This is a genomic window from Luteibacter sp. 1214 (assembly GCF_031455395.1).
Taxonomy (GTDB): Bacteria; Pseudomonadota; Gammaproteobacteria; order Xanthomonadales; family Rhodanobacteraceae; genus Luteibacter; species Luteibacter mycovicinus.
Map to the genome: position 1 here is coordinate 134,485 of NZ_JAVDSQ010000001.1, position 26,959 is coordinate 161,443.

Annotated in this window: 24 protein-coding genes; 8 read left to right on the plus strand and 16 right to left on the minus strand. The window is 65.9% G+C overall.

Annotated features, from left to right (window positions below):
• Positions 1-105 precede the first annotated feature (105 nt).
• From J2X57_RS00610 to J2X57_RS00630, 5 genes are read left to right on the plus strand one after another with little or no spacing between them, the layout of a single operon-like run.
• Complete coding sequence (locus J2X57_RS00610; RefSeq protein ID WP_197062398.1) at positions 106-1,245, plus strand: hypothetical protein; 1,140 nt, start codon at positions 106-108, stop codon at positions 1,243-1,245.
• Positions 1,245-2,456, plus strand: coding sequence for an efflux RND transporter periplasmic adaptor subunit (locus tag J2X57_RS00615; RefSeq protein ID WP_309862558.1), 1,212 nt, complete (start codon positions 1,245-1,247; stop codon positions 2,454-2,456). The genes J2X57_RS00610 and J2X57_RS00615 overlap by 1 nt, the downstream gene beginning before the upstream one ends.
• Positions 2,453-5,542 carry an efflux RND transporter permease subunit gene (locus J2X57_RS00620; protein WP_309862561.1) on the plus strand — a complete coding sequence of 1,030 codons (3,090 nt, stop codon included), beginning with the start codon at positions 2,453-2,455 and terminating at the stop codon, positions 5,540-5,542. Before J2X57_RS00615 ends, J2X57_RS00620 begins: the two co-directional genes overlap by 4 nt.
• Before the next feature lie 10 nt (positions 5,543-5,552).
• Entirely contained in the window at positions 5,553-8,669 is a 3,117-nt protein-coding gene (locus J2X57_RS00625; RefSeq protein WP_309862562.1) for an efflux RND transporter permease subunit, read from the plus strand.
• An 8-nt stretch (positions 8,670-8,677) separates the two neighbouring features.
• Positions 8,678-10,039, plus strand: coding sequence for an efflux transporter outer membrane subunit (locus J2X57_RS00630; protein ID WP_309862565.1), 1,362 nt, complete (start codon positions 8,678-8,680; stop codon positions 10,037-10,039).
• On the opposite strand, the gene J2X57_RS00635 is transcribed toward J2X57_RS00630, so the two are convergent.
• From J2X57_RS00635 to J2X57_RS00670, 8 genes are all read right to left on the minus strand, one after another.
• The gene (locus J2X57_RS00635; RefSeq protein ID WP_309862568.1) at positions 10,036-10,878 is read right to left on the minus strand and encodes a hypothetical protein; all 843 of its coding nucleotides are present in this window, start codon (positions 10,876-10,878) and stop codon (positions 10,036-10,038) included. The two genes, J2X57_RS00630 and J2X57_RS00635, sit on opposite strands and share 4 nt — an antisense overlap.
• Entirely contained in the window at positions 10,875-12,212 is a 1,338-nt protein-coding gene (locus J2X57_RS00640) for a lipopolysaccharide biosynthesis protein (RefSeq protein WP_036112775.1), read from the minus strand. The genes J2X57_RS00635 and J2X57_RS00640 overlap by 4 nt, the downstream gene beginning before the upstream one ends.
• Positions 12,209-13,393: an aminotransferase class I/II-fold pyridoxal phosphate-dependent enzyme gene (locus J2X57_RS00645; protein WP_309862573.1), complete on the minus strand. Its 1,185-nt coding sequence runs from the start codon at positions 13,391-13,393 to the stop codon at positions 12,209-12,211. Before J2X57_RS00645 ends, J2X57_RS00640 begins: the two co-directional genes overlap by 4 nt.
• The gene (locus tag J2X57_RS00650; RefSeq protein ID WP_309862576.1) at positions 13,390-13,641 is read right to left on the minus strand and encodes an acyl carrier protein; all 252 of its coding nucleotides are present in this window, start codon (positions 13,639-13,641) and stop codon (positions 13,390-13,392) included. The genes J2X57_RS00645 and J2X57_RS00650 overlap by 4 nt, the downstream gene beginning before the upstream one ends.
• Before the next feature lie 13 nt (positions 13,642-13,654).
• Positions 13,655-14,620, minus strand: coding sequence for an NAD-dependent epimerase/dehydratase family protein (locus tag J2X57_RS00655; RefSeq protein WP_309862579.1), 966 nt, complete (start codon positions 14,618-14,620; stop codon positions 13,655-13,657).
• Positions 14,621-14,622: 2 nt separating this feature from the next.
• Positions 14,623-16,380: a fatty acyl-AMP ligase gene (locus tag J2X57_RS00660; RefSeq protein WP_309862580.1), complete on the minus strand. Its 1,758-nt coding sequence runs from the start codon at positions 16,378-16,380 to the stop codon at positions 14,623-14,625.
• Positions 16,381-16,557: 177 nt separating this feature from the next.
• Positions 16,558-17,274 carry a hypothetical protein gene (locus J2X57_RS00665; RefSeq protein ID WP_309862583.1) on the minus strand — a complete coding sequence of 239 codons (717 nt, stop codon included), beginning with the start codon at positions 17,272-17,274 and terminating at the stop codon, positions 16,558-16,560.
• Entirely contained in the window at positions 17,271-17,996 is a 726-nt protein-coding gene (locus J2X57_RS00670) for a hypothetical protein (RefSeq protein ID WP_036112788.1), read from the minus strand. Before J2X57_RS00670 ends, J2X57_RS00665 begins: the two co-directional genes overlap by 4 nt.
• Positions 17,997-18,141: 145 nt before the next feature.
• Here J2X57_RS00670 and J2X57_RS00675 point away from each other — a divergent pair, with 145 nt between their 5' ends.
• Positions 18,142-18,846, plus strand: a complete 705-nt coding sequence (locus tag J2X57_RS00675) for a hypothetical protein (protein WP_309862589.1) — start codon at positions 18,142-18,144, stop codon at positions 18,844-18,846.
• Between the two features lie 26 nt (positions 18,847-18,872).
• Here the strand turns inward: J2X57_RS00675 and J2X57_RS00680 are convergent, their stop codons facing one another.
• Together J2X57_RS00680 and J2X57_RS00685 are read right to left on the minus strand one after the other, a co-directional pair.
• The gene (locus J2X57_RS00680; protein WP_309862593.1) at positions 18,873-19,136 is read right to left on the minus strand and encodes a hypothetical protein; all 264 of its coding nucleotides are present in this window, start codon (positions 19,134-19,136) and stop codon (positions 18,873-18,875) included.
• 43 nt (positions 19,137-19,179) lie between these two features.
• Positions 19,180-20,343, minus strand: coding sequence for a zinc-dependent alcohol dehydrogenase (locus tag J2X57_RS00685; RefSeq protein WP_308846846.1), 1,164 nt, complete (start codon positions 20,341-20,343; stop codon positions 19,180-19,182).
• A 242-nt stretch (positions 20,344-20,585) separates the two neighbouring features.
• On the opposite strand from J2X57_RS00685, the gene J2X57_RS00690 reads away from it, so the two are divergent.
• Positions 20,586-20,912 carry a hypothetical protein gene (locus J2X57_RS00690; protein ID WP_036112794.1) on the plus strand — a complete coding sequence of 109 codons (327 nt, stop codon included), beginning with the start codon at positions 20,586-20,588 and terminating at the stop codon, positions 20,910-20,912.
• Positions 20,913-20,917: 5 nt separating this feature from the next.
• Here the strand turns inward: J2X57_RS00690 and J2X57_RS00695 are convergent, their stop codons facing one another.
• From J2X57_RS00695 to J2X57_RS00710, 4 genes are read right to left on the minus strand one after another with little or no spacing between them, the layout of a single operon-like run.
• On the minus strand, positions 20,918-21,502 hold the full coding sequence (locus J2X57_RS00695) for an SAM-dependent methyltransferase (RefSeq protein ID WP_309862597.1): 585 nt from the start codon (positions 21,500-21,502) through the stop codon (positions 20,918-20,920).
• Positions 21,487-22,224: a PIG-L deacetylase family protein gene (locus J2X57_RS00700; protein WP_309862600.1), complete on the minus strand. Its 738-nt coding sequence runs from the start codon at positions 22,222-22,224 to the stop codon at positions 21,487-21,489. The genes J2X57_RS00695 and J2X57_RS00700 overlap by 16 nt, the downstream gene beginning before the upstream one ends.
• Complete coding sequence (locus J2X57_RS00705) at positions 22,221-23,369, minus strand: acyl-CoA dehydrogenase family protein (RefSeq protein WP_309862602.1); 1,149 nt, start codon at positions 23,367-23,369, stop codon at positions 22,221-22,223. Before J2X57_RS00705 ends, J2X57_RS00700 begins: the two co-directional genes overlap by 4 nt.
• On the minus strand, positions 23,366-24,499 hold the full coding sequence (locus tag J2X57_RS00710; protein WP_309862605.1) for a glycosyltransferase: 1,134 nt from the start codon (positions 24,497-24,499) through the stop codon (positions 23,366-23,368). The genes J2X57_RS00705 and J2X57_RS00710 overlap by 4 nt, the downstream gene beginning before the upstream one ends.
• Positions 24,500-24,624: 125 nt before the next feature.
• Between J2X57_RS00710 and J2X57_RS00715 the strand changes: the two genes are divergently transcribed.
• Positions 24,625-25,377, plus strand: coding sequence for an EAL domain-containing protein (locus J2X57_RS00715; RefSeq protein ID WP_309862608.1), 753 nt, complete (start codon positions 24,625-24,627; stop codon positions 25,375-25,377).
• Here the strand turns inward: J2X57_RS00715 and J2X57_RS00720 are convergent.
• Positions 25,361-25,627, minus strand: a complete 267-nt coding sequence (locus J2X57_RS00720; protein ID WP_309862611.1) for a DUF3253 domain-containing protein — start codon at positions 25,625-25,627, stop codon at positions 25,361-25,363. The genes J2X57_RS00715 and J2X57_RS00720 overlap by 17 nt on opposite strands.
• A gap of 43 nt (positions 25,628-25,670) precedes the next feature.
• Entirely contained in the window at positions 25,671-26,876 is a 1,206-nt protein-coding gene (locus J2X57_RS00725; RefSeq protein WP_309862614.1) for a GAF domain-containing sensor histidine kinase, read from the minus strand.
• Between the last annotated feature and the right edge of the window lie 83 nt (positions 26,877-26,959).

Consider the following 26,959-nt stretch of genomic DNA (forward strand, 5'->3'; position numbering starts at 1 on the left):
ATTACTAGCCTCGCGGGTATATCAAATTGGGATTCGCAAGATTAAAATCATGTTTCGCCGATATGGCAAACACATGTCTTAATCCGCTTTTCAGGGATCCCAGAATTGAGCAACTCCGCCTCGCTGCGCATCGTTCCCCTTGATAGCAAGGCCGATCTGGACCGGTTCATCAAGGTACCGGGCGCGATCCTGGGATCCGATCCCGCATGGATCGCGCCTTTATTTCTTGAACGAAAACTCCACCTCGGTGCAAAAACCAACCCATGGTTCGAGCATGCCCGGTGGAAGGGCTGGATCGCCTATCGCGGTGATCGCCCGGTCGGCAGGATCAGTGCCCAGATAGATTCTCTGCACCTGCAGCGCCACGCCGACGGTGCGGGCTTCTTCGGCATGCTCGACGCCGAGGACAACCCGGAGACCTTCGCCGCGTTGCTCCGGACGGCGGAAGACTGGCTCCGCGGCGAGGGTATCGAACGCATACGCGGGCCGCTCAGTCTGTCGATCAACGATGAGGTGGGCCTTCTCATCGACGGCTTCGATACGTCGCCCTATTTCATGATGGGGCATACGCGACCGTATTACGGCTCGCACATCGAGCAGGCAGGCTACGCGAAAGCCAAGGACATGTTGGCCTATGTCGTCGCGCCGGACTTTCCCGAGCCTAAAGTGATGAACCGTTTGCTCGGCAAGTCGAAGCAGCGCATCCGCGTGCGCCCGCTCGACCGCAGCCGTTTCGATGAAGAACTGGCCACGCTGCGCGATATTTTCAACGATGCCTGGGCCGATAACTGGGGCTTCGTGCCGTTCACCGAAGCCGAATTCAAAGATCTCGGTCACACCCTGAAGGTCTTGATCGCCTCGGAGCTGATCCAGATCGCCGAGGTGGACGGCGAACCGGCCGCGTTCATCGTCGCCTTGCCCAACGTCAACGAAGTGATCAGGGACTTCGACGGCAAGCTGCTGCCGTTCAACTGGGTCAAGTTGCTGTGGCGGCTCAAGAAGCGCTTCCCGAAGTCGTCGCGCGTGCCGCTCATGGGCGTGCGTCGCAGCTTTCATAACACGCCGCTCGGTCCCGGACTGGCATTTCTGGTGATCGATGCCGTCCGACATCATCTGGTGGCGCGTGGCGTCGAGGAGGTCGAGTTGTCCTGGATCCTCGAAGACAACGCCGGCATGCGCAACATCATCGAAGCGATCGGCGGTCGTGACTACAAGCGCTATCGCGTCTACGAAAGGCAGCTCTGATGGCGAAGCAATCCTCGCGTGGAACCGTGGCGGTCGTCGGCATCGTCGCGGTCGCCGCGATCGTATGGTGGGTCGGACACGGCAAAAAAGACGGTGCCTCGGTAGCCGATCAGGCGGTGCCGGTCGTCACGGCCACCGTCCGGCAAGGCGGATTCGTCGTCTATCGCGTGCAGCCGGGAACGGTCACCCCGTTCAACAGCGTGCTGGTGCGGAGCCAGGTGGATGGAGTGCTCACGCGCGTCGCCTTCAGCGGCGGGCAGCAGGTCAGGAAGGGCGATCTGCTGGCCGAGATCGATCCGCGAGCCTCGCAGGCACAGCTCCAGCTCGCGACCGGCGATCTGGGCCGCAGTCAGGCGCAGCTGGCCAATGCGGAAGAAACGCTCAAGCACTATGAGGCGCTCCTCGCGCAGGATTCCATCTCGCGTCAGCGGGTCGCCGATCAGCGCTCGCTGGTACGGCAGTACGCCGCCGAGGTGAAATCCGAGCAGGGCCGTATCGGCAGCGCCAACCTCCAGGTGTCCAACGCGCGGATCGTCTCGCCGATCTCGGGAATGGTGGGCCTGCGGCGCGTCGACCCGGGCAATCTGGTGGGCCCGTCGGACGCTCGTGGCATCGTCACCGTCACGCAGTCGCAGCCCAGCAAGGTCCTCTTCTCCGTACCGGTCAACGTGGTTCCGCGCGTACTCGCGCGCCTGAACGGCGGTGCCTGTATCCCGGTCGATGCTTACGGCGACGGCCCTGACGACAAGCTGGGTACCGGCCATCTTCTCGCGGCGAACAATCAGGTGGACCCCACGACCGGCACGGTGAAGTTCGAAGCCGAGTTCGCCAATGCCGACGGCGCGCTGCTGCCGAACCAGTTCGTGACCGCGAAGCTCCCCGTCGATGTGTTGCCGCAGGCGATCCTGGTGCCATCCGCAGCGATCCAGCAGGGCGCGCAGGGGCCCTTCGTCTACGCGATCAAGGACGACAAGACCGCTGCCGTCGTGCCGGTCAAACTCGGTGCTCAGGACGCTTCCACCACCGTCATCGCCTCCGGTATCGCAGCGGGGGCGAAGGTCGTCGTCGAAGGCGCGGACCGGCTGCGCGCCGGAACGAAAGTGCAGGCCACGGCAGCAGCCGAGCCTGCGCCGCCCCCCGCGGCGGACGCGCCTTCCTGTCATCGCGACGAGGCGAGCGCCTCAGCGCGGACGTCGACCGCGCGCTCGTGAACCCGTCCCGTCCGTTTATCCTCCGGCCGGTCGCGACCGCGCTGCTCGCCGTCGCGATCCTGCTGGTCGGCCTGTTCGGGTATCGCTTTCTGCCGCTCTCGGCGCTGCCGGAAGTGGACTTCCCGACCATCGAGGTCGTCACCGCGTATCCGGGGGCCGGACCGCAGGTGGTGGGGGCGACCATCACGGCGCCGCTCGAACGGCAGTTCGGCCAGATGCCAGGGCTGAGCCAGATGTCGTCGACGAGTTCGGCGGGCGCCTCGACGATCACCCTGCGCTTCAATCTCGATCTGCCGCTCGACGTGGCGGAGCAGGAAGTACAGGCTTCGATCAACGCGGTGTTACCGTCACTGCCTGCCGATATCTCGCAGCCGCCGATCTACCGCAAGGTCAATCCGGCCGATGCGCCGGTGATGACGCTGGCGCTGACGTCCCCGACGTTGCCGCTCCGGACGCTGCGCGAACTGGCGGATACCCGGCTCGTGCCCAAGTTGTCTCAGGTGACCGGCGTCGGCCTGGTCAGCCTCGGCGGAGGCCAGCAACCGGCCATCCTGGTACAGGCCGATCCGGCGAAACTGCGCTCGCGTGGCATGACGCTGGAGGACCTGCGCGGTTCTATTCGCGAGGCCAATTCGAACGTGGCCAAGGGCACGCTGGACGGCGCGGTGCGTTCGTCCAACATCGCCATCGCGGATCCGCTGGACAGCGCGGAAGCCTTCGCGAATCTGACCGTGGGCCATCGCGAAGGCGCGGTGGTTCGCCTGCGCGATGTAGCGAGCGTGAGCGATGGTGCGGAAAACGCACGTCTTGCCGCCTGGTCGGGCGAGCGGCCCGCCATCATCCTGCAGATCCGCAGGCAGCCGGGCGCCAACGTGGTCGAGGTCGTGGATCGCGTCCGGCAGGTGCTGCCGCAACTGCAGGCGACACTGCCCGCGGCCGCCGATGTCACGACACTGGCCGATCGCACGGAGTCGGTGCGTGCCGCCGTGCACGACGTACAGATGGAGCTGGTATTCGCCGTGGTCCTGGTGGTCCTGGTGATCTTCCTGTTCCTCGGCGGTGGCGCCGCGACGCTTATCCCCGGTGTGGTCGTGCCGCTGTCGCTGATCGGCACGTTCGCGGTCATGTACCTGGCCGGCTTCTCGATCAACAACCTGACGCTGATGGCACTGATCGTGGCGACGGGTTTCATGGTGGACGATGCGATCGTCATGATCGAGAACATCGCACGCTATGTCGAAGCGGGCGAAGAGCCATTCGCCGCCGCGCTGAAGGGCTCGCGCCAGATCGCATTCACCGTGGTCTCGCTGACCTTGTCGCTGCTGGCGGTTCTGATCCCGCTGTTGTTCATGGGCGGGGTGGTGGGGCGCCTTTTCCGCGAGTTCGCGGTCACCCTCGCGGTCGCCATTCTGATCTCCGGCGTGGTGTCGCTGACACTGACACCGATGATGTGCGCACGGATGCTCCGGCGCACGCCCGTGCGCGAGGGCAAAGCGTGGCATGCCCGCGTACTCGCGCGTTACGAGGCCGGTCTGAGCTGGGTCCTGGCACGGCAGACCGCGACACTCGTCACGGTCGGCGCGATGGCGCTACTTGCGGTCGCGCTGTATCTCGTCGTGCCGCGCGGTCTGTTTCCCGCCCAGGACAGCGGCGACATCCAGGGCGTCACCATCGCGCCGGCGACCGTATCGTTCGCCGCCATGAGCCAGCGGCAGCAGGCGTTGACGCATGCGATCCTGCGCGATCCGGCCGTGGCCAGCGTCGCATCGTTCGTCGGTGTGGGTGACGGTGCGCCGTCCCTCAACAGCGGGCGACTGCTCATCCACCTCAAGCCGCTGTCGCACCGCGACCGCGCGCCCGCGGTCATGAAGCGACTCGCGGACGCGGCGTCCGGCGTCGCCGGCATTACGCTCTACATGCAGCCGGTGCCCGACCTGACGATCGACGACCGCCTCAGTCCGGGTCAGTACCAGTTCTCGGTCGAAAACGCGGACTCCACCCAGCTTGCGGCCTGGCTGCCGCGGGTGCTGGAGCCCTTGCGGAACGACCGGCACCTGGCCCATGCCACCAGCGATCAGCAGGTCGACGGTCTCGAGGCTTACGTCCATGTCGATCGCGAGCTCGCCAGCCGCTACGGGATCACGTCGGCGGCCGTGGGTGACGCGCTGTACAACAGCTTCGGCCAGCGTCAGGTCGGCACCTTGCTCACCCTCGCCAGCCAGCGTCGCGTCATCCTCGAGGCCTTGCCCGCCGCGGGCGGTACGGCGAGCGCGATGGAGGGTGTCTATCTCTCCGGCCAGGGCGGGGCAGGCGACGCCGGTGCCGACCCGGCGGATCCGGCGGCGTCGCTGATTCCCCTCGCATCCATCGCGAAGGTGACGGAGCGGACCGCGCCGCTGGTGGTCACCCGAATCGACCAGCTGCCCGCGGCCACGGTGTCGTTCAATCTCGCTTCGGGCGTGTCGCTGGACGGTGCAATGGAAGCCGTGGATTCGGCGTGGCATCGACTGAAACCGCCGGCCGGCATGCAGATGCGCTGGCAGGGCGCCGCGCAGGCCTTCGAAGCATCGCGCGGCGGACAGCCGTGGTTGCTGCTGGCCACGCTGCTCAGTGTCTACATCGTGCTCGGCGTACTTTACGAGAGCTACATCCACCCGTTGACGATTCTTTCGACGCTTCCCTCAGCCGGCATCGGTGCCTTGTTGGCGCTCATCATCGGCGGCTTCGAGCTCGACGTGATCTCGCTCATCGGCGTGATCCTGCTGATCGGCATCGTGCAGAAGAACGCGATCATGCTGATCGACTTCGCGATCGATGCGAAGCGCGAGCAGGGCCTTCTCCCGCGCGATGCCATCGTGCAGGCGTGTCTCCTTCGTTTCCGTCCGATCATCATGACCACGCTGGCCGCGATGCTGGGCGCGTTGCCGCTGATGCTGGGCGGCGGTATGGGCGCGGAACTGCGTCACCCCCTGGGTGTGGGCATCTTCTGGGGGCTGTTGGTCAGCCAGTTGCTGACGCTGTTCACCACGCCGGTGATCTACCTGGCGTTCGAGCGTGTGCTGCAGCGGAGCGGGCGTCGCTCGTGAGTGAGACGGCATGAATCTGTCGCGTCTCTTCATCGACCGGCCGGTAGCGACCTCGCTGCTCTGCCTCGGGCTGGTGGTCGCAGGGGCGCTTGCCTGGCGGCTGCTGCCGATCGCGTCGTTGCCCGAGGTGAACGTGCCGACCATCAAGGTGTCGGCCGAATTGCCCGGTGCCAGTCCGGCGACGATGGTCTCGGCCGTGGCGACGCCGCTCGAGCGCGCGCTCGGGCGCATCGCCGGGCTCACCGAGATGACCTCCGTCAGTACGACGGGAGGCACCGACGTGCGACTCACCTTCGACCTGTCACGCAACGTGGTCGGGGCGTCGCGCGACGTGCAGGCGGCGATCAATGCCGCGCGTGCGGATCTGCCGTCCGATATGCCCGCCGCACCGAGCTATCGCGAGGTCAGTTCCGCCGACGCGCCAGTGCTGGTGCTCGGCCTCACCTCCCGGCATGCGACGCCGAGTCAGATGTATGGCGTCGCGTCGACCACCTTCAGCCAGACGCTGGCGCAGGTGGATGGGGTGGGCGAGGTCGAACTGGTCGGAAGTTCCGTTCCCGCCGTGCGTGTGGCCCTGAATCCGCAGGCGATGAACCAGCGGGGTGTCGGCTTCGAGCAGGTGCGCCATGCGGTGTCGGCTGCCGTGTCGAATGCCGCCGGCGGCGCGATCGAGACCGGTGACCGTTACCTGCAGGTCGCTACCAACGGTCAGTTCGACAAGGCCAGCGCGTTTCGCTCGGTCGTCGTGGCGGGACGCGATGGTACGGCCGTGCCGCTCGGTGACATCGCCCGCGTCATCGAGACCGAGCGCGACCCGCATCAGGCGGCGCTCGCCAATGGCGAGCCGGCCGTGCTGGCCCTGGTCCGCCACAAGCCCGGCTCCAACACCATCGATGTCATCGACGGGGTGATGAAACGGCTGTCCGCGCTCCAGGCTTCGCTGCCTGGCGACATGAAGGTGAGCGTCATCGTCGATCGTGCCACCTCGGTCCGCGGCTCGCTGCGCGCGGCCGAACATACCCTCGCGCTGGCCGTCGTGCTGGTCGTCCTGGTCATGCTGGTCTTCCTGCGCGACCTGCGCGCGGCCCTGATCGCCAGCGCCGTGGCGCCGATCTCGCTGCTCGGTGCGATGACCGCGATGTACCTGCTGGGGTACAGCCTCGACATCCTCTCGCTGATGGCACTCACCATCGCGGTGGGCTTTACCGTGGACGACGCGGTCGTCGTCGTCGAAAACATCGCGCGCCATATTGAAGAAGGGGTACCGCCGCGCGAGGCGGCGCGTGTGGGTGCCGGTGAGGTCGGTCTCACGGTGGTGAGCATGAGCGCGGTCCTCATCGCGGTGTTCATTCCCTTGTTGCTTATGGGCGGCTACGTCGGTCTGTTCGTGCGCGAATTCTCCGTCACGCTCGCCGTCGTGATCGCGATCTCGCTGGTGGTTTCGCTTACTGTCGTACCCATGCTGTGCGCGTTGTGGTTGCAACCGGCAGACGCCCGTCGCGCACCAGGGCGGATGCTGCGCTGGAGCGAACGTGCGTTCAGTCGCCTGCAAGCCGCTTACGACGACAGCCTGGTCTGGGCGCTCCGCCGCGCGCCGCTGACCATGCTCTCCCTGCTGGCCGTGCTTTGCCTGAGCGTTTTCCTCTACATCACCGTGCCGAAGGGGTTTTTTCCACGGCAGGATACCGGTGAGCTCACCGGCGATTTCGACACCGACGCGGATGCCTCCTTTCCGGTGGCGCGCGCCAAGCTGGCGAGCTATCTCGAGGTGGTGCGTGCGGATCCGGCCATAGCGAGTGTCGCGGGTTATGTCGAACACGATTCGGGATCGCTGTTCGCCACGCTGAAGCCGCTTTCGCAGCGCGACGCGACGGCGGACGAAGTGGCCGCGCGTATCAATGCCAGGCTGGCGAAGCTTTCGGGCGGCACGTTTACCGTGACGTCGGTGCAGAACATCCGCACGGGTGGACGTCGCAGCCGCGCTTCCAACGAATACACGATCCAGGCCGACTCGTCGGTGCTGCTGGCGACATGGGTGCCGCGTATCGCGGAGGCCATGGCAAGGTTGCCGGAGTTGTCCAACGTGCACGGCAGCGGGAGCGGGACGGGCGTCGCGACGGCGCTGCACGTCGACCGGGATGCCGCGGCGCAGTTCGGTGTCAGCTACGCACGGATAGACGGCGTGCTGCGTGACGCGTTCGCCGGCCGCCGGGTCACGACGATGTTTTCTCCGTCGAGCCAGACGCCGGTGCTGATGGGAATCGCGCCCGAGTACGCCACGTCTCCCGACGTGTTCAACCACATCGAGGTTCCCGCGGCGAACGGTGCCAGCGTGCCGTTACCCGTGCTCGCCCACGTCCGTCAGCACGACATGCCGCTGACGATCGCGCATTTCGCTCAGTCCGTGGCGACGACGATTTCGTTCGACAGGGCGCCTGGTGTCTCCCTTTCTCAGGCAACGCTTGCTATCAGGAAGGCCGTGGATGGGATGGCCGTACCGACGTCCGTCCGCGGCAGCCTGCAGGGGTCGGCGGGCGCGGCTCGCCAGGTGGCGGACAGCGAGCCGGCCCTCATTCTTGGCGCGTTCCTCACCCTGTTCATCGTGCTGGGTATTCTCTATGAGAGCTGCGTGCACCCGCTGACGATTCTGTCGACGTTGCCGTCGGCTGCCGTGGGTGCCGTCTTTGCGCTGATGCTCTTCCGGACCGACCTGGACGTCATCGCACTGGTCGGGATCTTCGCGCTGGTCGGTATCGTGATGAAGAATGCGATCATGATGGTGGACTTCGCCCTGGCCGCGCAGCGCGGGTCGGCGCTGACGCCAGCGGAAGCCATCCAGCTGGCATGCCGGCTGCGCTTTCGCCCCATCCTGATGACGTCTCTCGCCGTCATGGTCGCCGCGGTGCCGCTGGCGGTCGCGCGCGGCGACGGTGCCGAGATGCACCGGCCGCTCGGCATCGCGATGGGCGGCGGCCTCGTGGTCAGTCAGCTCTTGACCCTTTACACGACTCCGGTTGTGTACCTTTACCTCGATCGATTCAGCAAGTGGGCAGGCAGATGGATGCAGAAACTCGGCAGGCGCGACGACGCGGGTTGGTCAACCGGCCGCGAGGATCCGCTGCCGTGAGTGTGCGCATGCCTCCCCGTGCATGGCGCGTCGCCCTCGTCACCCTGGGTGTGACCTTCATCGGCGCCTGCGCTCCGGTGGGACCGGACTATGTGCGCCCTTCCGCGCCGGTACCCGCCGCTTACAAGGAAGCGGGCGCGCATGCGTCGTCGGGTGCGCAAGCCGCCATTTCAGCCAGGTGGTGGGAGATTTACGGTGACCCGGCGCTCGATGCGCTGGTGTCGCAGGTCGCGGTGAGCAACCAGTCGCTGGCCGCCGCGGCGGCGCGCGTACGCGAGGCGCAGGCGCTGGTGCAGGTCGCCAGTGGTGCCTCGGTACCGGCGGTCAGTGCGGGAACGCTGAAATCCGGCCGCAAGAACGAGAACGACTTCGGCCTGGGTGTCAGCTGGGAGCTGGATCTGTGGGGGCGGATCCGCCGTGACGTCGAAGCCCATCGGGCAGCCGCCGACGCCAGCGCCGACGATCTGGCCGCCGCAACCCTTTCGATGCAGGCGCAGCTGGTGCAAAGCTACTTCGCGCTGCGTCAGGACGATGCGCTCATCGTACTGCTCCAGCAGAGCGCCGAGGCCAGCGATCAGTGGCATCGCATGGTGGGCAACCAGTACGCCCAGGGACAGGCTTCGAGCGCGAACGTCGCCGAGGCGCTGATGCGGGCGAGCACGGCGCAGATGCAACTGGCGGATACCAGGAGTGCGCGGGCCCAGCTCGAGCACGCGATCGCGGTGATGCTCGGCAAGGCGCCGGCGGACTTTGCGATCGCCCCTGCGGCGTTCGATGTGCAGGTGCCGGCGATTCCCGCGGGCGTACCTGCCACGTTGCTCGAACGTCGGCCTGACGTCGCCGCCAGCGAGCGTCGTATGGCGGCGGCCAGCGCGCGCATCGGCGTGGCCAGGGCGGAAGCGTTGCCGACGATCAACCTCGCGGCCGGCATCGGCATCCTCCGCGGTCCCACGGGGACGGCCGATGTGCGCGCACCGTTATTCACGGGTGGACGGCTGCAGGCACAGGCCGCCAACGCCAGCGAGGCCTATAACGAGGCTGTCGCCAATTACCGCCAGACGGTGCTCGATGCTTTCCGCGAAGTGGAAGACGGTCTCGTGATCACGAGCACGCTGTCCGGTGCGGCGGAGCTGCAGGACAGGGCCGCCGCGGCGGCCACCGAGTCCGACCGGGTCACGCGAAACCAGTACAGGGAAGGTGTCGCCGACTATTCCGCCGTCGTGGAGGCGGCGAATGCTTCCCTCGATGCGGGCCGTGGGGAACTCCAGCTCCGCGTTCGCCGGCTGGACGCCAGCGTCAACCTGATCATGGCACTGGGCGGCGGGTGGTCTTCTCCGTCGCCGCCCGTCCCTGAGCACCGATCACCTTAAGCGGGGTAGCGGGCGATCAGCGTTTCGAGGCGTGAACGAATCTCGTTGGCCAGCGGAGCCGGCGTGCGGTAGTGACGTCGGCCGGAGAGGGCCTCGGCCACCATTTCGTCATGGCGCGAACCCATCAGGCCATTGATGGCCGCGAGAAATCTCGACATGCGCAAGGCATGCTCGTCGGGACCGAGCGAGCGCAGGGTGTCGTAGTAGGACACCTGCATGCTGACGATCTTGCGCACGGTGTGGAACTCGTGGCCCGCGAAGTGCGTGCGCGACACCGCTCTGGCCAGACGCCGCATTTCGGCCCGCTGCAATGCGATCAGCCCGGCTTCGGTATCGATGCGCGTGCGTTCCATGGTCCGCCGCACCATCGTCCACACGGGCCTGGACAGCAGCACGCGGAGCCTCAGCCCGTGACGGACGATGCCGCCGCGCCTGCCGCTGCGGAATGCGTCCTGCAAGTGGCCGAGCACGCGTGTCGTCAGGTCGAAAAGATAGCTGGAGGTGTGACCTTCGCTGTACAGACGCTGCGCAAAACGGAGATGTTTGTATCGCGCGCGGATGTGCTTGAACTGCAGGCGCTCGTCCGCGCTCAGACCCTCGTTGCGGAGCAGCTTTCCGACGAGTCCCAGGAGTTCTTTTCGCCGCACGCCTTCTTCCCAGAACTGCAGGCACAGCGCGTAGCAGTCGCGCATCGTGCCCTCGGGGCAGCTCAGAACGATGGGGTCGGGCAGGGCGACATGCGCATCGACGATATCGTCGACATCGACGGCGTCGAACAGACGTCGGAGCGCTTCGGCCGGAAAGGTCGGCCATGCGGGGTCACGGCGGCGGCGGATCATGTCTGCGCTTCCTCGGGCTTGTAGAACGAAAGCGTGTGTCGCTTGCGATACGCGCCGATCGTCGGAATCAGCGAGAAGAAGGCCTCCAGGCACTGTCCGCCGAAGTAGGCGATGGCGGCGCCCATGATGCCGAGATAATGCGACAGTCCGACCAGCAACAGGGCGTAAAGAAGGGCGGCCAGCGCCTGGGCGACCAGCGCGGCACGCTGACGGCTGGCGATGTACAGCAGCGATTCGAGCGGGAAGCCGGCCATCGAGACCACCAGGGCGGCGGACATGACCTGGAGCAGGTTGTACGACTCGAGGTACTGCGCTCCGAACACCGTCGAGATCAGCGGCTTGCCGACGACGATGACCAGTAAGGCGACCAGAACACCGACGCCGCCGGCGAGCATGGCCGAGCGCAGCCCAAGCTTCCACGGACGTGTGCTGGCCGGATCCATGCGCATGATTTCCGGATAGAAGCTTTTCTGCATCAGCGACGCCGGTGTGCCGGCGGCGTCGAAGAAGGTCAGCGCGACCTTGAACAAGCCGGCTGCGGTCGGTCCCAGGATGATGCCGACGAGCACGTTGGTACCGGCGTTGCGGGCGGACCAGATCGAGTGCGCGATGTTGGTCGTCCAGACGAAATCCCAGGCGCCCTTGATACGGCGCGCGGGACCGAACAGGCCCGGGCGCAGCGCATGATCGATCCGCTGGCGGCGAAGTTCGCGGACGGCGAAAAGCCACAGCACGCCGTCTCCGACCAGGCTCGAGACATACCAGGTGGCGATGAAGCCCGGAAATCCGAGATGGCCAAAGTACGCGATGACACTGCCGGCCGCGCGCAGCAGCGGGGTAATGGCTTGCTGAACAGCGATCAGGTCGAAGCGATCGATCGAACGCAGGATGCCGGTCGGCGTCGCCGCGGTCATCGTCGGAATCAGGGTGCAATAGGCCAGTGCCCACCAAAAGTCCGCGGGCGAGATGCCGACGGCGTGGCCGAGCAGGGGGAGCAGCACCATGCCGCCGACCAGGGCGACCGCGCCGCTCGCCAGGTCCAGTCCGAAGGATAGTCCCGTGACATCGCGAAAGCGCGCCACGTCCTGATGGGCCAGCGCGGGGGTGCCGAACTGCACGACGAATTGCCAGGTCTGGAACTTGACGAAATCACTGACGCTCTTCGCGTAGGCCTGAACGACCACCAGCGTGCCGAACAGCTCCGGCGTCATGCCACGTCCCGCGCACGCGAGCGACAACAGTCCGAGCAACGCACTGGCGACGTTGCTGGATGCCAGATAGGACGCGTTGCGCACGATGGCGCGGAAAGCGCCATCGGAGAACCAGTGCTTCATGCTTTGGCGCCAGTCCAGCTGGCGAACGCGGCACAGATGGCGTCGATCTGCTCGGGCGTGTGAGCGGCGCTGACGCTGCAGCGGAGCAGCGATTCGCCCCCGGGCGTGGCCGGCGGCACCATGAGATTCACATAGACACCGTGTTTGAGCAGATGGTCCCAGAAGCGCAGCGCCTCGAGTTTGTCGCCGACCAGTACCGCGACGACGGCGTTCGCCGGGGCGCCAAGCCGGAAGCCAAGCGCGCCCAGGCCCGCGTGCAGACGCTCCGCATTGTTCTGCAGGCGCAGCCGCAGGTCGTCGGCGGCCGCGAGCGTGCGCAGCGCCTGCCGGGTGGCGGCGATGGTCGCGGGCGGCAGTGACGCGGTGAAAACATAGGGTCGGCTGGCATAGCGCAGCACCTCCAGGTCCGGCGAGTCGCTGACGCAGAAACCGCCCGTGTTTCCGAGGCTCTTGCTGAAGGTGCCGACGACGTAGTCGACGTCGGCGAGCACACCCTGCTCATCGGCCAGACCGCGCCCTTTGCTGCCAAGCACGCCCATGGAGTGTGCTTCGTCCACCATCAGCGTGGCACCGAACTCCTGCTTCACGCGGGCGAAATCGCGCAACGGCGCGCGGTCGCCGAGCATGCTGTAGACCCCTTCGACGACGATCAGCGCGTTGGCCGCGTCGTCGCCAAGACGGCGCATGCGCTTGGCCAGATCGGCAGCGTCGTTGTGGCGAAAACGAATGACGTTGGCGCCGCTCAGCCGGCAGCCATCGTAGATGCTGGCGTGGCTGTCGGCGTCGATCATGACGACGTCGCCGGTGCCCACCAGCGCGGAGATCATGCCGAGGTTGGCCTGGTAGCCGGTGGAGAAGACGATGGCGTCGCGTTTGCCGTAGAACGCCGCCAGATCCACTTCCAGCTCGCGATGTCCCGCGTAGCTGCCGTTGGCCATGCGCGAGCCCGTGGTGCCCGTGCCGGCCGCCTCGAGCGCGTCGCGCGCCGCGGCGATCGTGCCGGGATCGAACGTCAGGCCGAGGTAGTTGTTCGTGCCCGCCAGGATCGTGCGGCGGCCGTGGATCAGGCCTTCCGTGGGCGAGAGGATGCGGTCGATCTGCACGCCGAACGGATCGATCCCCAGGGTGGCGAGCTCCTGCCGGACGGCTTGTACCGCCTGAAGCCTGGGATTCTCTCTCATGCGTTTGCGCTCAGCGTCGTTTCGATCTGCGCCGCGAGGTCGCCGACGGTCTTGATTTCGGCGAGCGCGTTGATGGGGATCGAGATGTCGAATTCGTCTTCAACCGCCAGCACGAGGTCCATGACCCGCAGTGAATCGAGGGCCAGTTCGCCGGTGAGCTCCGTGTTCTCGCCGATAGACGCGACGCGGCCCTCCGCGAGTGGCTCGAGGATGTCGACAAGCTTTGCAACGATGTCTTGATGGTTCATCAGGGTATTCCGTTCAGTGCGTCACGGTGTTGCCGAGCGTGGCGGCAAGACCACGTTCAAACCCGATCTCGGGCGTCCAACCGGTGGCGCGGGTAAAGGCGCGGCCGTCGCATACCCAGTCGGCATGCGTCAGCTCGCGGACCTTGCCGGGGGTCAGCATGGGGGCGTAACCGAACACGCGCGCCGCGGTGCGGTTCGCTCCGGCGATCGCGCGTAATAACGGCGTGGGGATGAGGAGGCGACGGATCGGCGCGTTGTCACGCAGGACGCGTGACGCCGCGCTCAGGACGGTGTCCCAGTCGTAGCCGCCCGCGTGACCGTCGTCGAGTTCGAAAGTCTGCCCCGACTGTGTGTCCGAGCGCAGCCAGGCCACGATAGCCGAGGCGAGATCGCTCACATGGATCAGGGAAAAGCGACCGTCGCCGCTGCCGGGTATCGGCGCGATGCCGCGCGCCATGCTCTGGAAGAGCGGAAGCATCTCGCGATCGCCTGGCCCGTAGACCGCCGGCGGCCGCAGCGCGGCCCACACGAGGTCGCCGGCATGGGCTGCCAGGGCGCGTTCACCGAGCCACTTGCTGCGTGAGTAGTCGGACAGCTGCGGCTCGCGGGCCGCCAGCGACGACACCAGCAGGAACCGGTGGCAATGGCTTTCTTCCCGCGCCGCACGCACGATGTCGATGACACCGGCTTCATTGACCACGTCGAAATCGGCGGCGCGCGCGCCGCGCACGTTGCCGGCGCAGTGCACGACCGCGTCCGCGCCTTTCACAAGCGCGGCGAGGGCGTCGCGATCGTTGAGGTCGCCGGCGATCCACTTCACGCCGGGCGCGTTCTCCAGAACTCGCCCGGGACGAGGGCGATAGAGCGCCCGCACGCGGTATCCGGCGGCCACCAGCCGTTCGCGCAGCGCGGTGCCAATGAAACCCGTCGCCCCCGTCAATGCAATGACGGGATGCCCTGAGTCGGCGAGGTCGTTCATCGCTACGCCGCGGCTCCGGTCGCTTCCCGCATCGACTGACGCTCGAGGTATCCGGCACGCGTCGCCGAGCGTGACAGCTTCCCGGAAGAGGTGCGCGGCAGTGTATGGCGGGGCACCAACTCGATGATGCAGGCGATGCCGAGTTCTTCGAGCACGTCACGCCGCACGCGCCGCACCAGGGCCGCGCGGACATCCGGATCCAGCGAATTGCACTGTACGACCACCGCGGCGATTTCCGCGCCCCCGGGGCCGGGAATGCCGAACGCCGACGCATCCTGCGAGCGCAGTTCCGGTTGGCGTTCGACGATGCGTTCGATGTCCTGAGGCAGGATGTTGCGCCCGTTGACGATGATCATGTCCTTGTGCCGGCCGGTGATCACCACTTCGCCATCGACCACGTAACCGATGTCGCCGGTGTCGAGCCAGCCGTCATCACCCATCACCTGCGCGTTGAGTTCCGGCTGGCGGAAGTACCCCGACATCAGGCTGGGACCGCGCACGAGGATCCGGCCGACGTGGCGTTCCGGCAGGCGACGGCCGGCGTTGTCGCGCACGTCGAGGTCATGGCCGGGCAACGGTCCGCCGCAACGGACGAAACCGCTGCCGGTGCCTTCGGCGACCGGCGTGGCGCGCAGGTTCTCCGCGAGGTCCACGGGATCGAGCCACTCGACCACGATGCCGGTGTCCAGCGGTGCGAAACTGACGGCAAGCGATGCTTCGGCCATGCCATAGGAGGGCACGAACGCCTTCGCGTCGAAGCCGGCGGGTGCCAGCATCTCGGCGAAGCGCGCCGGTACTTCCGGAAGGATGGGCTCCGCGCCGATACCCGCGGCACGCCAGTGCGACAGATCGTATGACTCGATATCCGACGGGCGGACGCGTCGTGCGCACATTTCGTAACCGAACGGCGGACTGTAGGAGATGGTGGCCTTCGATTCGGTCATCAGCTCGAGCCAGCGACGGGGACGCATCGCGAACTCACGCGTGTCCAGGTAATCGATCGAGCGCTGGCTCGCCACGACGGTCAGCAGGCAGCCGACCAGACCCATGTCGTGATAGAACGGCAGCCACGATGCGAAGCGGTCGCTGTCGCGCAGGTCGAGGCCGTCGTTGATCGATCCGCGGGCGTTGGCAAGCAGCGCTTCCTGGGTGATCACGGCGGCTTTCGGGGTGCCGGTGCTGCCTGAGGTGAACTGCAGATAGGCCACTTCGTGCGGGCCGATGGGCTTCAGTTCGACGTCATGGCGGGGCAGGGCGTCGAATGCCTGCGGCTCGCCCCACATGACGATGCCCAGGCCACTCACGGCTTCCCCGAGGAAACCCTGGAACGCGGGCGAGGCGACGGCGATCACCGCCTCGCAGGCCTGCAACATGCCGCGCAGCTTGTGGACGTAAGCGTCGTGTCCGCCCAGGTTCACCGAGGAAGGCAGCGCGACAGGTACGAGGCCCGCGTACTGGCAGGCGAAGAAGAAACGCAGGAAATCCGGCGTCGTCTCCGCGACGATCGCCAGGCATGCGCCGCGTTCGAGGCCGAGGCTGGCCAGCTTCTTCGCGAGGTCGCGCGCCTGCGCTCGCAAGGTTCGATAAGGCAGCGCGGTGTCGAGCTTGCCGCCAGCGTAGAAATTTGCACCTGTTACGCCGCATGCCGCGTAGTCGAGCGCCTCGGCCAGACTGGCAAAGTCGCCGCGTCGCATGGGCACCGTATTCGTGGTCGGCGTCGCCAGGCCGGCCTGCATCGCAATGTTTCCGTCTGCGCTCATAGTCTTAGTCGCGTCTCAACAAGTCCCATGCCACCGGGGCCAACCCCCAGTGTTACTGGTCTGTTACTGGGTTATTGCCGTGCTTTTACTGTACCCAAGGGTACCATAATCCCAGGATTTGTTAAGAAAAACCTCAAGCCGGCGTAAGATTGCGCTAGGCCGCCCATCAGGCGGCGCTCAGGCGCCGTGACCCGGCAGATCATCGATGGCGGCCATGGCCGCCGCGAACACGTCGGCGTATGGGGCACGGGTGTCCAGATCGAAGAGGCGGGCGCCGTTGAAGCGCAGCCGTGACATCACGGCGATCTTGTCGTTCAGCTCTTCCGGGCCGTGGTCCGGTTTGCGCGCATGTGCCGTGGCGAAGTCGATATCGAGCTTGATGACGAGCGAAGGGCGATACGTCGCCATGCGTTCGTACAAGCGCTGCTCGCGCACGGCAAGCTTGCGCACGAGCCAGTGTTCGCTGCGCGCGAGGCCCAGGCCGGGACCGTCATAACGAAAGCCCGCAATCTCAGCCTGGGGATAGCGGTCCGTGATGATCAGTGTGCCGCGCTCCGCGAGCCGGCATACCCGGCGCAGGTGAGCGGCACGCCAGACGGATAACCCGTACATGACGAGCGACCCGAGCACGCCGGGCACCTTGTTGCGCATGTCCTGAGCGCTGGCGGCTTTGGCCGCCAGACGCCTTTCCAGTCGGGGGCCGATCAGCGGCAGGCGCTTGATCTTGTCGCCGGTTTCGCCGGATATCAGCCCGAGGTACCGGCGCTGCACGCTGCGCGTCTGCTTCAGCGTCCTGACGATATCGTGGGTCAGCGTCGATTTGCCGGTCCCGTCGCATCCCACGACGGCGATGAGCCGCGCGATCGGCGGCCGGAGGGTTTCAGTCGTCGTCATGTCGACAGCAACGGTAGCGCCGTGCTCACGGCGCGCAACGAACGGTCGAGAATGGCACCCTGATCGTCACGGCCATCGAGGTCGAGGATCCGCGCCCCGTTGAACCGGAGCGTCGGCAAGGTAGCGACCTTCTGGCGAAGCGATGCCATCTTGTGGTCGGGTTTGCGCGCATGCGCCGTCTCGGCATCGACGTTGAGACGGATGACGAGCGCTGGCACGCTCGACGCCATCCATTGGTAGAGGCGTTGCTCGCTCGCACGGAGACGGCGGATCCACCAGTTGCCTCCTTCGGTCTTCGCCAGCTGCGGGCCGTCGCAGTAGAACCCGGGAATTTCCGCCTGCGGGTAACGATCCGTGACCACCAGGACGCCGCGCCGGCACATGGCGAGCATGCGGCGGAACTTGTGCGCGCGCCAACGCGACAGCATGTAGATCACCAATGCCGCGACGTTGCCGGGCGGCATCGACGGTTTGTCGTGCACCTGGTCGGATTTGCGCAGCAGATACGCGTTGAAGCGTGGCCCGATCAGGGGCAGCGTGCGGATCCACTCGGCGATCCGGCCGGACGACTGACCGAGGTACAGGGCCTCCGTGGGGCGTTGTTCGCGCAGGTGGGCGACGAGTTTCGCCGCCAGGGTGGACTTGCCGGAGCCATCGCAACCGGTAAGCGCGATCACCCCCACCGTCGGGTGGAAGTCATCGGAATCAGAGAGGAGAGGCACACCAGATAGCCGGTAGCGCAGGATGAATACAATTTTATTACATGGCATATTCTTGCGTCTACGGTCGTCTGACCGCGCGCATCAGCGAGATTTAATGAACCATTTTTTCAGTCCGGTAGCGGTATCCGGGGCAAAGGACGGCGCCATGGCGCCACTGATCGCGGTCATCGGCTGCGACGGTTCCGGCAAGTCGACGGTCAGCGAACATATCCTCGCCTGGATAGGACGTTACGGTCCCGCGGCCAGCGTTCACCTCGGCAAGCAGGCCGGCAACGTCGGCCGCGCGGTAGCGCAGTGGCCCCTGGTGGGAGGCGCGCTGGGTCGGGTGATCCGGCGCAAGTCCGATGACGTGAACAACCGGATGAAGGAGGCGAAGCAGCCCAGCCTGCTGCCCGCTCTGGTCATCAGCGCCTTCACGCTGCGCCGCCGGCGCCGCTTCCGGCGCATGCTCGCCCTCAGGCGCCGCGGGCTGATCGTGGTCACCGATCGCTTCCCGCAGCTGGAAATTCCCGGCGCGTACGATGGCCCGGGATTTCCCGCCGTCGAAGGGGGCTCGCGTTTCGTGCTCGGTCTGGCTCGACGCGAGTACGCCATGTTCGAATGGATGGCCAGCCACCGACCCGATATCGTTCTCCGGCTGAATGTCGACCTGGACATCGCGTGCGCACGGAAGCCGGACCATCGGCGCGAAGCGTTGGCGCGGAAGATCGCCGTGACACCGCAGCTCGCGTTCAGTGGTGCGACGGTGATCGACATCGACGCCAACCAGCCGCTCGAGCGAGTTCTCGACGATGCGAAAGCAGCCGTGGCACGGGTCATGGCTGAGCGCGGGTATACCGCGCGCCCATGAGGCGCAAGGGCGCCGTAACGAACGGCTTACTCGCTGCCCGCCGCGACCGGCTCGGCCAGCGCATCGCTGGTGAGCCAGACACCCGCATCGTCTTCGATCCGTAGCCGGATCGGGACGGCGCGGGTTTCGCGGATCACACGCGCCCTGGCAAGCGCGAACTGAAGCGATTCCTCGCGAGTGGGAAACCCGCCGAGATGCTGGCGGTCCTGGAAAACCGCAAAGGCCTCGGCGCCAGCGTTTCCCTGGGGCAAATAAAAGGTGATCGTGTCACCGAGGTCGCGAGCTTCCATCGTGTTCGTTCCGTTATTTCAGCCGGTCATCGTGGGCAAGGCATCATGGAGTAAGCACGACCTTCCGACAATCTTCCTCCTTCTTATCGAAGATTTCGTAGCCGCGGGCCGCGTCGGCCAGCTTCATGCGGTGCGAGATGATGATGTCGGGCTGCAGCTTGCCGTCTTCGATGAATTCGAGCAGTTCCGGCAGGTACTTCTGGACGTGCGTCTGACCCATGGCCAGCGTGAGTCCCTTGTCGAAGGCGTCGCCGATCAGGAAGGCATGGATGAATCCGGCATAGACACCCGGAATGCTTACCACGCCGCCACGCCGCGTAGCGGTGATGCACTGGCGGAGCACCTCGCCCGAACTCGTTTCGATCTTCAGTGTGCTCAGCACCGTCTCCGTCGTGCTGCCTTTCGCTTCGAAACCGACGGCATCGATGGATGCGTCGACACCATGGCCCGCCGTCTGCTCGAGGATGAACTCGGACGGATCGAGTGCACCGAAATCGACGGGGATCACGTCGAACGCCGAGACGGCGAAATCCAGCCGGTACTTTTCGGAGTCGACCATAAAGATGCGCTCCGCGCCCAGCATGCGCGCGCAGGCGGCGGCCATCAGGCCTACCGGGCCCGCGCCAAAAATGGCCACGGTCGAACCGCGCTCGATCTTTGCGTTGAGTACGGCCTGATAGCCGGTGGGAAGGATGTCGGAGAGAAAGAGCACACGCTCATCCGACAGGCTGCCGGGAACCTTGAAAGGCCCGACGTTGGCTTTCGGGACACGAACGAATTCCGCCTGACCACCGGGAACGCCGCCGTAGAGGTGCGAATAGCCGAAGAGGGCAGCCGGCGGCGTCATTTTCGCTCTCTTTCTGAGGGACGCACCCTGATCGGGGTTCGTCGTCTCGCAGGCGGCGAACAGGTCATTCTCGCAGAAGAAACACTTTCCGCAGGCGATGACGAAGGGGATGACCACGCGGTCGCCGACAGCGACGTTGGTGACATCGGCGCCGGCTTCTTCGACGACTCCCATGAACTCGTGCCCGAAGATATCGCCGTGCTTCGTTTCAGGGATCTTGCCGTGGTAGAGATGCAGGTCCGAGCCGCAGATGGCGGTGGCTGTGACCCGGAGAACGACATCGTCGGCGGCCAGGATCGTCGGGTCGGGCATCGTTTCGACGCGTACGTCCTTGGAGCCGTGGTAGGTAAGAGCCTTCATGCTGTTTCTCCCGTCAAAGCCCGATCCTCGTCCTGCCGTGTTGAAGGGGAGGTGTTGGTCGCAAGCGGTTTCGCAGCCGCCACATCGACAAATGCCAATGGCCGACGCTCGGCCAGCCGCACGCGAAGCACTCCTTCACGCCGCGTTACGGTCGCTGTTACACCCCGCGAGGCACGGTCAGGAAATCATTGTCTCCGCGGCAGGTGCGTGACGATGAATCCCATGGCTGAGAGGGTGTAACGATGGCTTATCGAAATCAAAAGGCGCTGAATTTCGTCGTCGCCGGCTTGCTCTTGCTGCCGCTGGGGGCGCTTGCCCAGACAAAGGCCGACGAATCCGCTCAGGTCAAGACGCAGACGGTGGCAGGTCATCCGCAGAAGGTCGTCGAAACACCGAAGACGAAGCGGGCTGAGGCGGCGCAGGAACTGACCGATCCGGTAAATACAAAAAAAGGCTCAGGCGATCCGCGTCGCCGGGACGCTTTTGGCACACCGGTGCCCGAGCCGCTAAAGGGCCAGGGTACGAACGTGAGCTCGGACGCTGTGCGGGCGGCGGACAAGAAAAAGTAACGTGCCTAAGCCGCGACAGGGCAGGTGACGTCCAACCTGTAACCCGTTCGACGTGAGGTCAGCCATCGACGCTGCGGGAAGGCGCGTATGAACTGCTCCGACGCGTCGTCTCCCGTCATCGGGTAGTTGGTATCTCCGGTCCAGTGAACCAGTACGATGTCCGCCGTGGTCGCCAGCCGCGACATGCGCTGCGTCATGACGGCGAGTTCCTCGCTGCTGAGGTAATACAGCACTTCGGAGATGACCAGCGCATCCGCGTCGGCTTGCGTCGCCCATTCCCCCTGCGGAAGCTGCGCCTGCTCGAACGCGACGTGCGGCAGACCTGCGCACCGTTTCCGTGCGGCGGTTATGGCGACATCCGATGTATCTACACCGGTGAGACGCTCGGCGCGCGCTCCAAGAAGAACACTCAGTTCGCCGATGGACGAACCCAGTTCGATGATGTGCTCATACCGGTCGCGCGGTAACGCGGCGAGGGTCTCGGTGTACTTCCGGCGTTCGTACTCGCTCGTTCTGAAGTGCCACGGGTCGATGTCCTGCCGGTACAGCGTGTTGAAGTAGTCGGTGTCGAAGGTCACCTTGTCGGCCATACCAGTGTCTCCGTCGGGTGATCGAACATGGCGAGGAAGCTCGCTTCGAGCTCGAAAGCGTGTTCGGCATCTGTAATGACGCCGCCGTGCTGTGAGCGGTGGGCCGCGATCGCCCGTCGCTTCGCGAGGAGTGCTGTCGTTATGTCGACACGGTATCCGGTCGCCGCTTGTGTCGGCAGGCCGGTCTCGTCCGCCAGCCATGTCCAGACCGGATATTCCATGACGGCGACACCTTCCGGCCAGTCGATGTCGTTCACGATCGAGCTTGCGGCGCGGTGGTCGCCGTGCGGGTCCGTCCGTGCGGTGACGCACACCAGGGCGGGTGACGGCACACAGGCCCGCAGCGCGTTCATCGCCGCCTCGCGCGTCGTCGCAGACAGCGCATCGAGGCGCGCGTCCCCAAGGGCAAGAAATCGCGCACTGGTCGGAGGGATGCCGAGCGCGAAGAGCGCATCGGTCGCTTCCGCTCGCCGCCATCGCGCCAGCGTCTCCGGTGGAAAGGAAGGCGAGCCGACGTGTGAGCCCTCACCATCGGTCAGGAACACGACGGTAACCGGGGTGCCCATGGACTGCGCCGAAGCGAGCAGCCCTCCCATGCCCAGACTCTCATCGTCCGGATGGGGCGCGATGACGACCAGCGCGCGCCCGGCGAGCAGGTGCTCCGGCGACGTGAGAGGCAGCCGCCTGAGCGATGCGATGTATTCGCCGTCACCGTCCGTCACGACGGCCACCTGTCCAGCGCGGCTCCCTGGTACGCGGCGGCACTGGCCCCGGCGGCATCGCGTATGGCGTCGGGCACCGGCTGTTTCAGATACGTCGCGAGATCCCGGCAAATGCGCTCGACGGGGTGGTCCTGGTGCAAGGCGCGGAGCCCGATCGACCGCTGAGCCAGCTGGATGACGTCCGTGGCCACCTCTTCGACGACCAGACGGGCCATGCCCACGTATGAAACGACATCGGCAGGCGTCGCCGCCGGATCGTCGGCCATGCGTGCGGCGGCCTGAGTCCACAAACGCCCCGTCTCCACACGCATGACGGCCTCGGCGAGCCGTGCTCTCTGATGCGGGTCCGCGTCACGTCTCGCATCGACGAGATTCTGCTTCATGAGGTCCGCCAGCGCACCGGCGGCACCCAGCTGCGCGGCGACGAAGCGCCACGCGCCCCCTGAAAAAACAGGCTGCCGATGATAATCCTGATCGGCACCGAAGACCTGTCCCGGCTCGACGACAACGCCATCGAGCTTCACGGTACCTGTCGCGGTCGCGCGCATGCCGTGGACACGCCATCCGGACAGATCGACGACGGCACGACCCACGTCGCACCAGATCATCAACAGCTTTCCGTCCTCCGTCGTGGCGGTGAGCAGAGGCCGCTGGATGATGCCGGCGCCCGATGCGTAGATCTTGCTGCCTGAAAGGCGGAAGTGCTCCCCGTCCGCGAGCAGACGCAAGGGAGCCTCCGGCGCGGGTGCGTTCCACACGCCGGTCAGACCGCCGTCGCGTACGTAGCGCATCAGCCGCTGTCGTTGCGTCGTGGAGCCGTGGTGCCACAGGAGCGCGAATGCGTTGACGTGTCCTTCGAACAGGCGGGCCAGGGACAGGTGAGCGGCACCCAGCCGTGTCAGCACGTGGTAGAGCGTCATGCTGGCCTGGCGGTCGATGCCCAGGCCGGCGCCGCCCTCGTCGACAGGGAGCACGGCGCCGAGCAGGCCGATGGCCCTGAGTCGGGCCAGGGCCTCGGTTGGAAAAGTCCCCGGGACATCGTCGCTCCGTGCCAGGAGCGACAGATCGTCCATGCATGCGTTCAGGGCGCCGAGGAGCCTCTCCCGCGCGTTCTGCCCATCGGCGTACAGCGCGTGCACCGTCATGCCGGGATCTCCCTCAGGGCAACGTTGAGCCGTTTCGCGAGCCATGCCTTCGCCTTGGTTATCTCACGGGGCAGATCGCCGGGTGACAAGGGCACGCGCGCCAGGGAAGGGGAGCACCGTTCCAGCCACTGCCACGTGTCCCCGAAGTGCAGGGACGGGGCGCCTGAGATCTGATGGGCGGGCACGCCGAGTGAGTGTGCAAGAGCGGCGTCCGGTACGCCTGGCATGAACGTCCGTCGTGCGCGAGCCCGCTGCGTCGCGCGATAGACGTGCGTCGAGCAGGCCTCGATCATGGCGTCGCAAGGGAGGTCGTGCTGTCGCGACCTGTCGCTGAGCGTATCCGCCATGCCGCCGCTTGCCCGACCGGTCAGTCGGGACGACGTTTCGACCCGCGGCGAGGGGGCATGTCGGACCGACAGATCCCGGGCAAGGCAGGCGTCCACGAGAGCCCGGTCCTCACCGTACGGCGGCGCGGGTAGTGCGCGCAGTTCGCGAAGGGCGTCGGCGCGAAAGGCAAGATTGGCACCGGAGCATCGTCGATGCCGCGGCCAGGGATTGTGGGGGACAGGATCGCAAAGCGCGTCGATTTCATCGAGCAGACTCGCGTATTCCGCCTCGATCCGATGCCGCGACCGCAAAGACTCCGGCCAGACCGCGGCGGTCTCATCGACCGTGATCTCGCCAGCGACAGCATCCGCACCGCCGTCGATCATCGCCTGGATCTGGACCATCCATTCGCGAGGCACCCGGCTATCCGCGTCGGTGGTCAGGATGGTGCCGCCGCGCCGCTCACCCAGTGCCGTCAGTGCGAGCGAGAGTGCCGCCGCGCGCGCGCCGCCAGCGTGATTCAGGGCCGGGTCGAGGGCCACCTCGATGAGTCTGAGGGGCAGGCGTGTGCTGCCCCGCCAGGCGGACGCAGTTTCCCAGCTGGTGTCCGAACAGCCATTGAAAACGAGGATGACGGCGAGAAGCTGGATGCCGCGGCGATCCATACGGGCGAGCGCGTCAAGGCATCCAGCGATATTTTCAGCCTCATTACGTACCGGGATAGCCACGACGACGGGCGGCGTGTCGGTTTCCATCGACGGCCCGGTCCACCGGTTGGTCCGCAATGTGGTGAATCCTGTCATTCGTCAATCCCCTGCGCAGTGGACGAGAAGAGCGCAACAGGCGTGAATGGTCCGCATCGGAACGGTGGTACCTTCAGAATCGCGGATGCCGGCCGATAAACGGGGACTTGAGGAACACCGAAACGATGGACAGCCAATTGACCTGCGGGGCCTGCCGCGACAGCGATTCACTTGCCGCCGGAATTACGATGGCGTTTCAGCCCATCGTGGACGTCGCCGCACGTACCGTCTTCGCGCACGAAGCACTGGTACGCGGCATCCATGGCGAGGGAGCCGCTGAAGTACTCAGCGGCATCGACGAATCGAATCGTTACGGTTTCGATCAGGCGTGCCGGGTGCGCGCGCTGGAATGTGCGAAGGATGCCGCGCTTCCCGCGCTGGTCTCCATCAATTTCCTCCCCAACGCCGTCTACAATCCGGAGCATTGCCTACGGGCGACCCTGGCGGCAGCGGAACGGGTGAACTGGCCGCTGACCGACATCATCTTCGAAGTGACCGAGCACGAAGAGATCACGGACCACGCGCACCTGCTCTCCATCCTCGCGGCTTACCGGGCGCGCGGATTCAAGACCGCGATCGACGACTTCGGGGCGGGATACGCAGGACTGAATCTGCTGGCCGACTTTCAGCCGGACCTGCTCAAGCTGGACATCGGCCTGATCCGAAACGTCCACGAAGACGTGGTGCGCCAGCGCATCGTGAAACACATGGTCCGGTTATGTGAGGAGATCGGCGTCCGCGTCATCGCCGAGGGCGTCGAGCTCGCGGAGGAGGCGAAGGCGCTGTTCGACCTGGGTATCTCGTTGCAACAGGGCTTTTTCTTTGCGCGTCCGGCGCTGGCCCCGCTGCCGGACATCCGTTTTATTTCTGTGCCTTAGACCAGCCTGGGCCGCGGCGAAGACGGACAGGTCCCCGATCGACATCCTCCGGGGATAGTCGCTCCGCTCCCTGAGTGACGACGACGCGCCCGCTACGCGCGAGCGCGGCGGCGACTTCGCGTACCTGTGGCATGAGTGCCCGCCAGGCGGCTTCGTCGGCGGCGAGCGCCCGCGCGACATCCGACGGACAAATCGACGCCTCGGGAGCTCGTCGACCCAGAAGCTGGATGATTGTCGCCTCTATGTCCATGCTCGCTCCCGCCGGTGAGGCCTAAGCCGAAGGCGCTTCGCCCTCAAGCGGCGACCCGCACTCGCGGCACGCTGAGGGTGAAACGCGTGCCTTCGTTGGCGTTCGAGTCCACCCGAAGGGTTCCGCCGTGGCCTCGGGCGATCTCGGACGCGATGTAAAGGCCAAGACCCAGCCCGGGCTGGGAGCGTGGCGATTCCGGCCGGAAGAACGGCTCGAACAGGCGTGGCAGGAAGTGGGCGGGAATGGGCTCGCCGGCGTTGGCGACACAGACCTCGATGCCGTCTCCGGACTGTGCATAACTCACGACGATCGGCTGGGTGGGATCGCCGTGGGCCACGGCGTTGTTCAGCAGGTTGGCCATCAGCTGCCGGATGCGCCGGTCGTCGAAGCGTACGCCACAGTCGATCTCACCTTCGGTCACGATCTGGCACGTGGGGTTGCCCAGGCGAACCTCTTCCGCGACACCATCGAGAACCATCTGCAGATCGGGGCCTTCCTCGAGGTCGAGTTCCAGTCGTCCGGCGAGTCGGCCGCGGACCAGATCCATCACGTCGGCGATGAGTCCCGTCATGCGGTTGAGGCTCTGCGTCAGATTGCGGGTCAGGCGCCTGGCGCGCTCGCCTTCCTGCAACGGTTCGAGGAGTTCAGCGGCCAGCTTAGCGGCCTGCAAGGGGCTGCGCAGGTCGTGACCGACGACGGCGAGGAACTGTTCGCGCAGCGCGCCTGTCTCCGCCTCGACTTTAAGGGCGTTTTCGGCGGCTATCGTGCGGTCGTGGAGGGCGAGATGGGAGGCGACGAGTTCGGCGAACATCGTGAGACTCGCGAGGATCGTCCCTTCGTCGAAGTCGCGCGGCGCGCTGTCGATCGCACACAAGGTGCCGAAGAACTTGCCGCCTTCGGTCAGGATGGGCACCGAGACGTAGCTTTCCAGCCCGTAGATCCGGGGCGTGTGGTGCGCCGAAAAAACAGGATGATGGCTGGCATGACCGAAGATGACCGACTGGCGATGCTCGCGGATTTCGTCGCAGATGGTGCTGTTGAGGACGAGGTCGCCGCCCGGAAGCAGTCCGAAGTTCAGGTGGTCGAGTACGGCGCAGGCGGTCCAGCGATCGTCGGTGACGCGGGCAATGGCGGCGAAGCGCATTCCCGTAACCTTGCAGACCGCTTCCAGGACCTTGGGCACGATCGACAGCCGCTGGATGGCCTCAACGGAGGCCTCGACGCTCAGGGGTGTCAGGGATTCGGTCATCGGCCAAGCATAGCCGGGAAACCGGCGCGCCGCTGGATCATCGGCACGGCGGTCCATGATCCCGACGGTGGCGGGAACCTCCG